The sequence below is a fragment of the Candidatus Sarcina troglodytae genome, from assembly GCF_015708635.1.
GTDB classification, from domain to species: domain Bacteria; phylum Bacillota; class Clostridia; order Clostridiales; family Clostridiaceae; genus Sarcina; species Sarcina ventriculi.
In genome coordinates this window covers 497,114-511,175 of the sequence record NZ_CP051754.1, presented here as the reverse complement: position 1 = coordinate 511,175, position 14,062 = coordinate 497,114, and the positions used below count along the sequence as shown (strand labels likewise).

Genomic DNA, 14,062 nt, shown 5'->3' with positions numbered 1-14,062 from the left:
CTTGTGTTTATTTATATGTTATTAATTTCTTAATATTTTATATAATAATTTTAACCAAATCTTCCTGTTATATAATCTTCTGTTCTCTTATCCTTTGGTTTGTAGAATATATCTTCTGTCTTGCCATATTCAACAAGTTCTCCACTTAAGAAAAATGCAGTTTTATCAGCTATTCTTCCTGCTTGTTGCATATTATGTGTAACTATTACAACCGTATATTTCTCCTTAATCTCAGCTATAAGTTCTTCAACTTTGTTTGTTGATATCGGATCAAGAGCTGATGTTGGCTCATCCATAAGTATAACCTCTGGCTCAATAGCTAATGTTCTTGCAATACAAAGCCTTTGTTGTTGTCCACCTGACATACCTAATGCACTTTTATTTAATCTATCCTTAACCTCATCCCAAAGTGCAGCTCCTCTTAATGACCTTTCTACAATTTCATCTAATTTCTTTTTATTAGTTATTCCATGAATTCTAGGACCAAAAGCTATATTATCATATATTGGCATAGCAAATGGATTAGGTCTTTGGAAAACCATTCCCACCCTTTTTCTTAATTGTATTTCATCATAATCCTTATAAATATCTTTTCCTTCAAAAAATATTTGACCTTCAATTCTAACTATATCTATTAAATCATTCATTCTATTTAAGGTTCTTAAAAAAGTTGACTTACCACACCCTGATGGACCTATTAAAGCAGTAACTTTATTTTTTTCTATCTCCATATTTATATTTTTAAGAGCATGATTTGCTGCATAATAAAGATTTAAATTTTTAGATTCTATTATTGCCATGAAAGTTCCTCCTAATTACTTCTCACCTGTATAACGCTTGTGTATATAATTTCCTAAGAATCTTGCACCAAAATTAAATATTAATACAAGTATTATCAAAACCGCAGCAGTACCATTTATTATTTTTGTCGTATCCGATACTATACTTTCTGCATTTAATGAATATATATATACCGCCAATGTTTCCGCAGGTCTAAAAAGATTAAACGCCGACATTTGGGCTGATGGACTTTGAGAAAATAAATTAAACAAATAATAATGTACTCTTGGTGCTGTCATACCAGCTGTATACAAAAGTGATGCCGCTTCCCCAAAAATTCTACCTGATGCTAATATAAGCCCTGTTAAAAGGTCTGGAAAAGCTGCTGGTAATATTATGTAAATGACAGTTTGCCATCTTGTTGCCCCAAGACCTAAACTTGCTTCTTTTATATTTTTAGATGCTGCCCTTATGGCATTTTCACTTATTCTTGTGATATATGGGAGATTTAATATTCCAACTGAAAGCGCTCCAGCTATAATTGAATATCTCCATCCAGCATAAGTTACAAACACTAAAAGTCCAAATAGACCTACAACTATTGATGGTAATGATGACATTGTTTCTATACATAATCTTATTATCTCAACAATTTTACCATTCCCAGCATACTCTGCTAAATATATTCCTGCTCCAACTCCTATTGGAACTGTTATAACTAAAGAAATTATTAATAAATATATAGTATTAAATAACTGTGGTCCAATTCCTCCACCATCTCCACCTAAAACATTGTTTCCAAATATAAAACTAAAATTTAATGACTCTCTTCCTTCATATAGAAGGTATATTATAAATGCTGCAAGAAGAACTACTATTGCCCCTGCTATAATATACAAGACGGCAGTTGCTATTTTATCTGCTGTTTTAGCTTTCATTATTAATTACCTCTTCTCCCTATTATTCTTATGATTATTATAAATATAAACGAAATTACTAGTAATATAAGCGCTAAAGACCAAAGAGCATTATTCCACATTGACCCAAATGATGTATTAGCTATATCTGATGTTAAAATACTAGTTAAAGTTGTTGTTGGACTTAATAATGATGATGCCATCTTTAAAGTATTACCTATAACCATTTGAACAGCTAGTGCTTCTCCAAAAGCTCTTCCAAGTCCTAAAACAACTCCAGTTAAAATTCCATTTTTTGCAGCTGGAACAATTACTTTATAAATTGTTTGCCATCTTGTTGCTCCAAGCCCATAAGAAGCTTCCATGTAATCTCTAGGCAATGCTTTAATAGCATCTGTTGCTATTGTTGCTATCGTTGGAAGTATCATTATACTTAAAACAAGTATTGCTGCTAAAACACTAAATCCTGTCCCACCAAAAATCAATCTAATATGTGGAACTAAAACAGTTATACCAATCCATCCATAAACAACTGATGGTATCCCAACAAATATTTCTAATGCTGGTTGCAAAACTTTTTTACCAAATTTAGGTGAAATCATATTTATAAATACTGCAAGAGCAATAGCTATGGGGGCACTAATAATTACAGCTCCTGCCGCTGCAACCGTAGACCCTACTATAAATATAAGAGCACCATAAGATGGAGTTGACCCTTGTGGATCCCATGTAGTTCCAAAAATAAAATCAAATACATTATAATGATCGGTTGTAAATGTTTGAATACCCTTTGAAACTAGGAAAAATATTATAGCAAATGTTACTACTACTAAAAATATTCCGCAACAATATGCAAATCCTCTTCCTATGTATTCACTTTTAAATTTACGTAAAGTATTTTTATTACTCATATTTCTCCCTCAAAATTTAGTTTTCTTTGTAAGTAAGATTTAAATAAACCCTACTTACTTTCCATCTGTTACTTTCATTAAAGATATAGGTATATATCCTAAAGATTGTATATTTGAATTGTTATCTGGACTCTTTACATAATCTATAAATGCTTGAGTAACCTTATTTGGTTCTCCATAAGTATACATATGACCATAAGACCAGAATACGTATTTTCCTGTCTCTATATTTTCATCTGAAGATGAATATCCATTTATTGAAATTACTTTAAGTGAGCCTCTCTCTTCTGCTGATTTAGCGTATGATAAAGCTAAATATCCTATCGCACCTGGAGTAGACTTAACTGTTGTTTCTACGTTACCATTTGAATCAGCAGTTATTCCGATACTATTATCTTCTAAATTTTTATTTCCTCCCATAATTGTATTTGCAAATGTTGTTCTTGTACCTGATGATGAAGGTCTATGTACTACAACGATTGGTAAATTAGGGCCTCCGACTTCATCCCAATTAGTTACTTTTCCTGAGAATATTTCTTGTAATTGCTTAGTTGACAAATTAGTAAGCTTTACGTCATCGCTAACAACAACTGCGAAAGGTTCTACAACAACGTTATGATTTACTAGTTTATTTGATTGAGCATCTGTTAGCATATCTTCTGCATAGACATCTGAATCTCCAATTGTTATTGCACCTTGATAAACTTGTGTTAAACCAGTACCTGAGCCACCACCTTGAACAGTTATACTAACATCTTGATATTTATCCATAAAGGAATTAGAACTTTTTGTTATTAAAGGTTGCATGGCTGTCGACCCTGCAATTGTAATAGCACCTACTAAGCCATCTGAATTTACATTTTCTTCAACAGGCATAAATCCAGCGATAACTAATGCAATGAAAAGCGCTATCACAATTCCACCAATAATTTTAAACTTTTTAGATAACATTACTCATCCTCCAAAATTTTCAAGTTATAAATTTACAAAGTAGGTTTAATAATAACAATTTTATAATAATGTTATGAAGTTAAGACTGTATTAAATAAATGTTAACTATTATTACAGAAATGTTAAGAAAATTTAACATTAAAATGTATTTTTTAAATTTTTTCTTAAATTAGTATTTGCACAACAACAATTATTATTCAAATTATAAAAATATAGCTTATTATATGTCATAAATTTACCTTCCTATTAATATAAATCTTTATATAAAATTAAAATTAAAAAACTTAAAAACATTGCTTTATATTTAAAATTTATAAGGCAAATATTAATTTTTATATAAAAATAAGGATAAAGGAGTAATATATCTATGGGAAATTTCACAATAAATAAAAAAAATATAAGAGATTTAGCTAAGGAAGCTAACATTATTGCTACTAATGACTCTCATAGCAATAGTAAAAACTTAATAGATGGAAATTTTTTAACATATTGGACTTCTCCTAAATGTAATGCTTTAACTTCCTATATAGAACTTAAATTTAATAATGAAGAAGAATTTAATACTGTAGAAATTCAAGAATACACTCCTCTTGGAGAAAACGTAAATGAATTTGATATATACGCATATAAAAACAATGAATGGTCTAAGTTGTATTCTGGTACAACCATAGGATTTAAACACCTAGCAAAATTTCCAACTGTAAAAGCTTCTAAATTAAAAATTTCTTTTTTAAATTATAAAGATCAACTAGCAATAAATAATTTAAGCGTTTATAACGAAATTTAATTTTTCTTTTTCTAATAAAATTTTTATTTATTATTAAAAACATTAAAATAAAAACAACCTAAAAATAATAATTATAGGTTGTTTTTATTTCACTATACTTTTATGTAATTATTGACCAAATAATAACATCTTTCTTTGGTTAAATTTGCTAACTTAATATTTAAAGCAGAATCATAAACGCTTCCTCCCTCATAGTTTATTGAATCTTTCTTTATAATTTTTTCTTTATAAATAATCCAATTTATCTCTTCTTTTTGCAACTTAAGCATTTCTTCACTTGTAAGAGTAGTTTTTAAATTAGAATAAATTTTATTTAATTCATTATTCCAAAGATTATAAGCTTGCACAGATGATTGATTAATTTCATATTGTGTGTCATCTATATTTCCATTTATAAGCGCATTAGCTTTTTCATTTATTTTACTTAATTCATTCAAGTAATTTCTCTTCATAGCACTTACTTGAGTTTCTAAATTAGGATTAGAAATCGAATTTTTATCTATTTTATTATCATTAGCATTTTGCTTTATTTCCTTTTGTGCCAATATGGTTTTATTATTTAAATTATTACTTGAAAAATTGTTGTGAGTTGATAAAATTATCCCTCCCATGCTAATCAAAAAAAGTATTAAAATAGCTATGAATATTCTATTTTTTAATGACGATATAAAAAATAAAATCATATCTCTTTTTTTCATTATCACACTCTCCTTTACTAAATTTCACAATCAAATGTAATTCCTATATTTTCTTAATTTAAATAATTAAATAAAACTAGCAATAAGTTATCTTGGCCAATCATGAATACTATCCCTTAGTTCTTCAAGACCATAAGTTGTTCCATATATTTCTTTTTTCTCTCTTTCCAATTTAACAACTTTTCCATAAGGCTTTTCCAAGCTAAGAACAGAATTTCCTGTTAAAACCCATAAATTTTTATCATTTATTGGTTTTGTACTTAATACCTTTTCTCCAATACCATCTGTAAAATATATTAAAATATAATCTTTTAAATTATTAATCTTTATATATTCAAACACAGGCGAAAATTTAGTTGAACCATTTTTCTTACTCCTTGGCTTTATATCTTTTATACCATGCAGTTGATAAACCCTTCTAATAACATCATCACATTCAATCACTTTAATTTTGCACTTATTATTTTTTGCAATCTCCAATACCTCAACTAAAATATTTTCTATATCTTTATCACTCATTGAAGCTGAAATATCAATAGCTATTAAAATATTTGATTGCCTATTTGGAAGTTTCCCCTTCAAATCTAACCTATCTGGAAATCTTCTATCTAATCTTGTTGTAGTTTTTTTATAGCCACTCTTAGCCTTTGGAATCATATTCTTTAAAATCTCATTCCATTTAAGCCTCGGTTTTTCAGTCATAAGTTCTACTATTTTTTTTATATGCTTTGGTGCTTCCTTTTTACTTGAATTTATAGCTATTTTTTTCACGCTTTCATTTATACTATCATAAGAAACATCTATTTCTTCCCATATATCATGAGATTTTTCTTGAGTTATATTGTTATTAAAGCTGTCTTTATTATCTTTATATTTAGATGTATTTCTAGAATTTTTATAATCTATCGCTTGTTGTATTTTTTTTGCATACATCTCCATAGTCATATCTTCAGTCAAATTTATATTATATTCCAAACTCACAGCATTCATTTTTTTTGAATAGCTCGGTAAATTCTTTATATACTGATTTATTGCTATATCCATAGCTATGCTTATAGCTTCCTTTGAATATTTCTCCTTTAAAAGCAAACTTCTTTCATAATGTTTCATCATTATATGATAAACCTCATGCTTTAAAAGACCTTGTATCTCTTTTTTATTGCACTCTAAAATCATAATAGGATTAAAATACATTATAAATCCATCAGAAATTGGCTTTGTTGCAATTGGCCAAAATATATCTAACCTTATATCCCTTTTAATTTGAATTAAAAAATGTCCAAAGAAAGAATTTTCCCTATCATATAAAGATATTATTACATTTTCTAAAAGGCTCCAAAAATCTTTCTTTGTTTGTACATCTATTTTTCCTAACCTTTCTTCCTCTAAAAACTTATTATAAAGTCGTCTTCTCTCCTCTTCAAAAGCCATCAAATCACCTCTAACTATATATGTTAAAGAAAGCATCTATAAATTTATCATTGTCTAAAATTCTATTATACAATTCTTTATTTACATCGCTTTTAATCTCTTTCATTATCCCAAGCCTTAAATCTTTAGGATATAAATCTAAAATATCAGAAAAAAGATCTATTGCTTTTTTGCTACTATCATTATCTAAAATTCTTAATGCATTTTTGGCTAATATATATAATCTTGAATGATTCTCACTTCTTATAATTTCTTTTTTATCAAAAGTTAATATTCCATCTTCTAATATATCTTTAAAATTAATTAAAGGGTTATTCATATTTTTTATGTATGACATAAAATCTTGTGTAATAGAAATTCCAACATTACCTTTAACTACATTGCATAAAATATCAGAATTAAACACCTTAGATTTTTCATATACTTTATAAGCTTTTGAAACTCTTTCCCAACTTCTTGGTGTTGCACGAACACTATCTTCACCTTCAGTAACATTTAAATATTCTGGAAAAGCCGATAAAAATTCAATTACACTACTATGAATATTTCCATTTCCCATAGCCCAATTAAGCCACTGCTTTAAATCTGACTCCATTTTAATCCAAACAAATCTATTTTCTTGTGCAGGGTCCATATCTACTACTTGATAATTACTTTCCTCATACCCTTCATATCTATTTGATGGATTCATTGCTGCTATTATATATACTTTATCAGACAGTTTATACCCATTTATTTCTCTATTTAAAACTAAATTCATAAGTTCTTGCTGTACAGCATGGTCACACCTATTAAGCTCATCTACAAAAAGTAAAACATTTCTCTCCTTCTCAATTGCTAAATCTACTTCTATAAGTTTGTTATGAATTGCATATGTTGTTATTTTTCTCTTACTTATGTTATTTCCATTTTTAATTTCCATATCTGCTACTATAGGCAACCCTCCAATTTCACCTTCTTTTAAAAGGTTAGCATCTATAGTAACTATTTCATAATCTAATTCTTTAGCTATTTCCATAACCAATGAAGTTTTACCTATACCACTTTCACCAATCAAAAGAGGAACTTCTCCTGTCATAATAACCAATTTTGCTGTATCTAATGCTTCTCTAAAATTCAAATTAAATCCCAACCTTCCTAATTTAAAATATAATCAACCAAAAGCTTTTTAGTATTTTTACTTCCCCATTCCTTGATAAACTCAATTTTATCCATATCTAAAATTTCTAAGTTATAAAAATTTACAATATATTCTCTATCTATATTTTCACTAGAAAATTTTTCTTTTAAAACATTTAATACGACATCTATATCAATACTCTCATAAATATATTTTAAAGAATTTATATTATCATAAATAAAATATTTCATATCATCATAATCATAACCATTAATAAAATTTATTGCCTCTGCTTCTCTTTTCACCGCTTCTCTCATCACCAAAATACTAGGATTTTTTATATATTTTATTGCTCCCCAATACTGTTTAACAGCTCTCATTTGCACATCTTCTGATGGATTTTCTATATATTGTATAGCATCATAATCCCTTGAAACAGCAATAACACAAAGTTCTTCAGTTTTTTTATCTATAAATTGCAAAGCCCATCCCTTAGATTTAACAGCTTCCTTTAAAACATTATAAGTTGGATTTTTTATATTTTTTAATGCATTCCATAAAAGTCTAACAGCTAAAATGCAGATATCCTCAGATGGATTTTCAATATATTCTATAACTAAAGGGTTTAACTTTACGGCTTCCTCCTGTATCTTCTTAGATTTATTCCTTATATATTTTATAACTGAAGGATTTTTTCTAATTGCTTTTAAAATCAATTCTTCACTTGGATTTTCTATTTCTCTTATATATAACGGATTATTCATTACCTTATTTTCTAATTCATTATTTTCTATCATCATTTCACATCCCATCTAAATTTACATTACTATATTAAATTATTTGATTCTATTTAATAAAAATACACTAAGAATCAAAACTATATTTTGTTCAATTTAATTATATCACACTTTAATAAATAATAAATATTATTATTAAATATTTATTATTTATTAATATATAGTATTAAACTATTTCTCATTAATTTTTAAACATAAAAATAAAAGCCTAGATATTCTAGGCTTTTATTCTTTGAATTTTTCTAAATCTTTATTTAAAATTTGAAGAAGATTATTAAATTCCCATACTTCTCCTTCTTCAATCAGTTTATTTAAAGACATCTGATATCTTGACGCTTCTGGGATTTTCCCTATTGCTATTAGGTTTAAAATTCCATTCATTATTGTTGTAATTATATCTGATTTAACTTCAAATAATTTTTGTGCATCCATAATTTCATCCTTTATCTCTAACATTTCCTCGTCTAAAGTAAAAGCTGCATCTGCCGCACTTTTTAATTTTAATTTAATTTCATTTGGCAAATTTTTTTTATATTTATAATTTAAAGAATGTTCAATAGTTGCCCAAAAATTCATAGCTAACGTTCTTATTTGGAACTCTGCTAAAATTTCCACCTTTCCCTTAGCCATATAAACAGGATATCTTATAACCATGTGATAGCTTCTATATCCACTTGGTTTAACATTTTTAACATAATCTTTCTCGTAAAGGATTTGCATATCTTCTCGTTCTCTAATTATTTCAACAACTCTATCTATATCATCAACAAACTGGCACATAATTCTTATACCAGCTATGTCCTCCATTTCATATTTTACCCTACCAACTGGTATTGCATATTTGTTAGCCTTTTCTAATATGCTAGAAACTTCTTTTACTCTTCCAGTTACAAATTCTATAGGGGAATACTCATTTCTTTTTCTATATTCTTTTCTAATACTTTTAAGTTTAACCTTTAACTCCTCTACCGCTTGATCATAAGGAGCTAAAAACTCTTTCCAACTCTTTATCGTCATAGTGTCACCTATCTTTTCGTGTTAGTTTAGTGCCTTAATCATTATAACAAAATTTTCAAAAAAACTAAATACATATACAGTAGAAAACTATTATATTTTACAAATATATGTATATAAATTTACATACTTTATATCAAACTTTTATTAATTTAATTTAATATTGTTTATTAATTAATTTTATTATATAATAATAATTTGAAATTACATATAGTTATTTTTTATTATTTTATTAAAAATACAATTATATCAAAATAAATACGATATATTTTAATTATTGACAAAAAGAACATTTAATTGTAAAATCTTTCTGTAAATATTTACAGAATTTTCTTGTATAGTATTTTGCCCAATTTTAAAATTATATTATAAAGTTAAAAAGGAGTTATATACTTTTGTAGCTCCTTTTTAAGTGTCTATAATACTTGCCTATCCACCCTAGATTTAAAAATCATTGACAATTTAGATAATACCTCAACCCATCCTCTAATAGGTTGTTTCCATTTATACGTTAATCCAATTACTTCACAATATATCTTTTCGCTAATTTCCCCATTACTAGACGTTTCATAAGTATCTTTAATTATTTTTTTTAATTTATTATTATATTTCTCTAAAGTATTTGTGGCATATAAAATTCTTCTTATCTCTTCAGGATACTTGTATATTAAAGATAAACTATTTAAATTGCTATCCCAAGCTTTTAATGCTATCGGATATTTGTCCCTCCACTTTCTATCTAACTCATCATATTCTTTTAATGCTATTTCTTCTGTAGATGCTAAATATATTTTCTTCAAATCAGTATTAAATGGTTTCAAATCTTTATAATATACATATTTATTGCACATCCTTATCTCATCAGTTATGCTAAATTCAATTTTAGCTTTAGGATATACACTTAAAATACCTTTTTTTAATTCACTAATTAAAGGAATAGATATTATTAGAATATCTCTTACACCTCTATCTTTTAATTCATCAAAAACATCAACCCAACATTTAACCGATTCCTCATTAAAAACCCAAATGCCTAATATATCTCTTTTTCCTTTTATATCTATTCCTATAACAGAATAAATATATTTAAACATTACTTTTTCTTCTTTTTTTATTTTAAATTTATACACATCAGTAAATATAACAGAATAAACTTTTTCTAACTCTCTGTCTATCCATATATCAAAATCCACAACCTTTATATTATTAACATTGTTATCTTTTATACTATCTTCGTGTTTGTATATATCTTTTTGCTTATACTTATCTAATATTTGTTCTTCTAAATTTTTTAATCCTACTTCTTTTTGTATAAGCTGTAACTCTAAATCCTTAATAACATTTTTTCTTTGTAAAATATCTATTTTTAAATCTTTAAGAATTCCTTCTTGTTCTAAAATATCATCTTTTAAATCTTCTAATTTTTTTTCTTTTTCTGCAATAACTTTGTTAAGTTTATTTAATTTACTCTCAGCCTTAGAGTAATCTTCTTGACTATATTTTTCTGTGTGAGTTTCTTCTTGCTTTTTTTCATTGTAAGAAATATCTGAATCATTACCTATATTCCCAGTAAAACTTATAAGAGCCATAAAAATTACCTCTCTATTATTAATAATATAAAATATTCATAAAAACATAAAATTGATACTAGATATTTTGTCGCACTTTTTAACTAAAGTGAATACACTTATATTAAAAGAAATAATTTATAAGGTGATATTTGTGGATAAAGATAAAAATATTTTTGATGGAACATTAGAAGATTCTGAAGAATTATTAGCTTCTGATTTAGCTGGACATCATTGCGATAATGATCCTGACGATCCTGATGATGCACTTTTAACTTATAGTGATAAAGTATTATTTGACGATAGTCCAATTTTTTGTATAGATTCTGATGATTTGTGCCAAAAAATAAGAGTTAGACCAGATATAAAAATATTCGCTAAAAAATTTATGCACTCTGAAGCTGATTGCTTTGGTTGCAAACACGGCTTACCATTTTATCCAACTGAAGGAGACGCTATAGGCTTTACATTAGTACTTGGAAATCTTGGTAGCAAAGATTATAATGCTAGTTCTGGTTCAGTAACTTTAGAAGACGAATTAAAAATTAGCAGAGGCTTAACTTTAAAATTAGTTGACCTTTGTGTACCTGAAGGATACGAATTAGTTCGTATGAGTAGAGGTGGAAGAGCTATTCCTTTAAAACCTTGTCCAAAACACGATTATCATGACGAAGATGATGACAACAGACGTCCTAATAATCCTGATAATAATGGACATCATCATGGAAGTCGTGAATCTTGTATATTTAAAGGTACTAGAGAACCTATAATTTTAAGATTGAGAAAACTTTCTGGAAGAAGAAGCAATTATGATTTAGATATTCCTGCATATTCTATATTCTGTATCTGTATGTTATTCCAAATAGTTGACTCTGATTCTGATTTTGATTCAGACCCTGGAAATTGTGGAAATGGAAATAATGGTGGAAATATTGGAAACGGAAACAATGGCCCTAATGATGGAAATGACAATAATGGTTCTAATGGTCATCATCATGGTTCTGGAAAATCTAAATTTAGAGACGAGGATTAATAATTAATAAAGAATTTGTTTTTTTACTCTATCTTAAATTTTCTAAGATAGAGTTTTCTATATAATAGCATTAAAACAATAACAGCTTAAATATCATTATAAGCAATTAATCTAAAATTTTAATCGGATTAAAATCTATATAATCACAACTTGTTAAAATATACTCAACCCCATTGTGATTTCCTTCTAACATTCTATCTTTTAAAATATTCCCATGAAGATGACCATATACAACTTTTTCAACATTAAACTCCTCAAGTATAGATGTAAAAACTGAATTCTCTAACTTCTCATTAGTTGGAGGATAATGTAACATACAAATAATCTTTTCATATCCTGCCCTTTTTGCCTCTTCTAATGACAATCTAAGCCTTATTTCTTCTCTTAGATAAATTTTTTCATCTTTTCCTGAAAATCTCTCTGAACCTTTGCAAATCCATCCTCTTGTTCCACAAATAGCATAATCTTTATATGTAAAAAAATTATTTTGAATAAACTTAGTATTTTTATACATAGCATTTAATTTTGATATACTACACCACCAATAATCATGATTTCCTTTAGATATTATTTTTTTTCCAGGTAAATCATCCACCCAATCTAAATCTTTTTTACTATCATCATGCTTCATTGACCAAGATATATCTCCCGCAATTAAAACTGTATCTGTATCCTTTATTTTTTCTATCCAATTATTTCTAATTTTTTCATCATGACCAATCCATTTTTCTCCAAATATATCCATAGGTTTATCTGTACTCAAAGCAAGATGTAAATCTGAAATAGCATATAATGCCATAATTCCTACCTTTCTAAACACATCTTATCACCCTATCTCATATTAGAATGAAAGATATATTTTTGTGTTGCTTTCAATAAAATTAAGGTGGAGAATTCTCCACCCTAATTACTTTTTTATTACATTATATCATAAACACTATCACAACTTAAAGAAATTAATTATTTAAGTTTTTATAACGCTAAATTTAAATCTTTACCCAATAATGATGTACATCCGCTTGTTTTACTCTCTATGATTTGTGGTTCTAACAATACTCTTTCAATTTCTTTTGATCTATTATTTATTCTATTTATTAATATTTCAGCCAAACGTTCTCCAACATTATATATCGGTTGTTTAACAGTTGTAAGTGGTACAACTTCATTTGCAAGCCCATCAAAGCCAACTACAGATATATCTTTAGGAATAACAATATTTTTTTCTTTTAAAGCTCTATAAGCACCTATTGCTGATAAATCAGTTGAGCAAAAAAGAGCAGTAGCTTTTTCAATTTTTTCGCTATATCTTATAGCTAAATATGCTAATTGTTCTTGATTTTCATCTATATCTATTACTAAAGACTCTTTAAATTTTATATCGCTATCTAAAAGAGCATCCTTGTACCCTCTAAAACGTTCATTGAATCTTATATTTTCATTGTTTATTTTTAAAAATAATATGTCCTTATGTCCTTTTGATATTAAATACTTAGTCATATCATAAGAACCCTTATAATTATTAACATCTACGTGATCAACATTTAAATTGCTTCTTCCAAACACAACATACGGAACTCTAATTTTACTGTCCATGTCTTCTTCTAAACCATTTCTACCTATAATTATCATTCCATCACATTTTTGTGGAAGTTCAAAGTTTCTTGTGATTTGAAGTGAATATTGCTTTTCACTTAAGTGTGCCATTATTCCAGATATTAAATTCATATTTACAAGTTCATCTAAACTTGATTCCTTAGGAATATATAAATAAATAACCCTTGTTTTATTTTCAGCTAAAGCTTTAGCTGTATAATTTGGAACAAATTTAAGTTCTTTTATTGCCTCTTCTACTCTAGCCTTTGTTTCATCTTTTACAAGTTCTGGTGCATTTAACACTCTTGAAACCGTTATTAATGATACTCCAGCCATTTCAGCAACATCTTTCATTCTAACCAAAAACTTTTCCCCCTTAGTTTTTAATAAATTTTTCTTTATTTGTAAACTTTATTTAAAAACACTAAATATACTTGTTATTTCAATTATATAGATAAATGT

The 14,062-nt window shown here is 27.1% G+C and carries 14 protein-coding genes; 2 read left to right on the top strand and 12 right to left on the bottom strand.

Features of this window, described 5'->3' with window-relative positions; all coding sequences use genetic code 11:
• Window positions 1–50: 50 nt before the first annotated feature.
• The 4 genes from pstB to HH195_RS02225 are packed head-to-tail and all read right to left on the bottom strand — an operon-like array spanning window position 51 to window position 3,559.
• Window positions 51–800, bottom strand: a complete 750-nt coding sequence (pstB, locus tag HH195_RS02240; protein WP_055258279.1) for a phosphate ABC transporter ATP-binding protein PstB — start codon at window positions 798–800, stop codon at window positions 51–53.
• Between the two features lie 15 nt (window positions 801–815).
• Window positions 816–1,718 (bottom strand): phosphate ABC transporter permease PstA, encoded by a 903-nt coding sequence (gene pstA / locus HH195_RS02235; protein ID WP_196371421.1) that lies wholly within the window; start codon window positions 1,716–1,718, stop codon window positions 816–818.
• A 2-nt stretch (window positions 1,719–1,720) separates the two neighbouring features.
• Window positions 1,721–2,608 (bottom strand): phosphate ABC transporter permease subunit PstC, encoded by an 888-nt coding sequence (pstC, locus tag HH195_RS02230; RefSeq protein WP_055258274.1) that lies wholly within the window; start codon window positions 2,606–2,608, stop codon window positions 1,721–1,723.
• Between the two features lie 54 nt (window positions 2,609–2,662).
• A complete protein-coding gene (locus HH195_RS02225; protein WP_196371420.1) occupies window positions 2,663–3,559 on the bottom strand; it encodes a phosphate ABC transporter substrate-binding protein PstS family protein in 897 nt (298 codons plus the stop codon).
• Window positions 3,560–3,926: 367 nt separating this feature from the next.
• Here HH195_RS02225 and HH195_RS02220 point away from each other — a divergent pair, with 367 nt between their 5' ends.
• Complete coding sequence (locus HH195_RS02220; protein ID WP_055258270.1) at window positions 3,927–4,346, top strand: discoidin domain-containing protein; 420 nt, start codon at window positions 3,927–3,929, stop codon at window positions 4,344–4,346.
• 92 nt (window positions 4,347–4,438) lie between these two features.
• Here HH195_RS02220 and HH195_RS02215 read toward each other — a convergent pair whose 3' ends face one another.
• From HH195_RS02215 to HH195_RS02190, 6 genes are all read right to left on the bottom strand, one after another.
• On the bottom strand, window positions 4,439–5,044 hold the full coding sequence (locus tag HH195_RS02215; RefSeq protein WP_196371419.1) for a lysozyme inhibitor LprI family protein: 606 nt from the start codon (window positions 5,042–5,044) through the stop codon (window positions 4,439–4,441).
• Window positions 5,045–5,131: 87 nt separating this feature from the next.
• Window positions 5,132–6,511 carry a vWA domain-containing protein gene (locus HH195_RS02210; RefSeq protein ID WP_243278532.1) on the bottom strand — a complete coding sequence of 460 codons (1,380 nt, stop codon included), beginning with the start codon at window positions 6,509–6,511 and terminating at the stop codon, window positions 5,132–5,134.
• Complete coding sequence (locus HH195_RS02205; RefSeq protein ID WP_196371418.1) at window positions 6,486–7,595, bottom strand: AAA family ATPase; 1,110 nt, start codon at window positions 7,593–7,595, stop codon at window positions 6,486–6,488. Before HH195_RS02205 ends, HH195_RS02210 begins: the two co-directional genes overlap by 26 nt.
• Before the next feature lie 17 nt (window positions 7,596–7,612).
• On the bottom strand, window positions 7,613–8,392 hold the full coding sequence (locus HH195_RS02200) for a DUF4116 domain-containing protein (protein WP_196371877.1): 780 nt from the start codon (window positions 8,390–8,392) through the stop codon (window positions 7,613–7,615).
• Between the two features lie 225 nt (window positions 8,393–8,617).
• A complete protein-coding gene (gene yjbM / locus HH195_RS02195; protein WP_196371417.1) occupies window positions 8,618–9,409 on the bottom strand; it encodes a GTP diphosphokinase in 792 nt (263 codons plus the stop codon).
• A 413-nt stretch (window positions 9,410–9,822) separates the two neighbouring features.
• The gene (locus HH195_RS02190) at window positions 9,823–10,995 is read right to left on the bottom strand and encodes an IS256 family transposase (RefSeq protein WP_196371416.1); all 1,173 of its coding nucleotides are present in this window, start codon (window positions 10,993–10,995) and stop codon (window positions 9,823–9,825) included.
• Window positions 10,996–11,128: 133 nt separating this feature from the next.
• On the opposite strand from HH195_RS02190, the gene HH195_RS02185 reads away from it, so the two are divergent.
• Window positions 11,129–12,007, top strand: a complete 879-nt coding sequence (locus HH195_RS02185; protein WP_196371415.1) for a hypothetical protein — start codon at window positions 11,129–11,131, stop codon at window positions 12,005–12,007.
• Between the two features lie 106 nt (window positions 12,008–12,113).
• Here HH195_RS02185 and HH195_RS02180 read toward each other — a convergent pair whose 3' ends face one another.
• Together HH195_RS02180 and HH195_RS02175 are read right to left on the bottom strand one after the other, a co-directional pair.
• A complete protein-coding gene (locus HH195_RS02180; RefSeq protein WP_196371876.1) occupies window positions 12,114–12,806 on the bottom strand; it encodes a metallophosphoesterase in 693 nt (230 codons plus the stop codon).
• A 173-nt stretch (window positions 12,807–12,979) separates the two neighbouring features.
• Window positions 12,980–13,954: a LacI family DNA-binding transcriptional regulator gene (locus HH195_RS02175; RefSeq protein WP_235804571.1), complete on the bottom strand. Its 975-nt coding sequence runs from the start codon at window positions 13,952–13,954 to the stop codon at window positions 12,980–12,982.
• Window positions 13,955–14,062 lie beyond the last annotated feature (108 nt).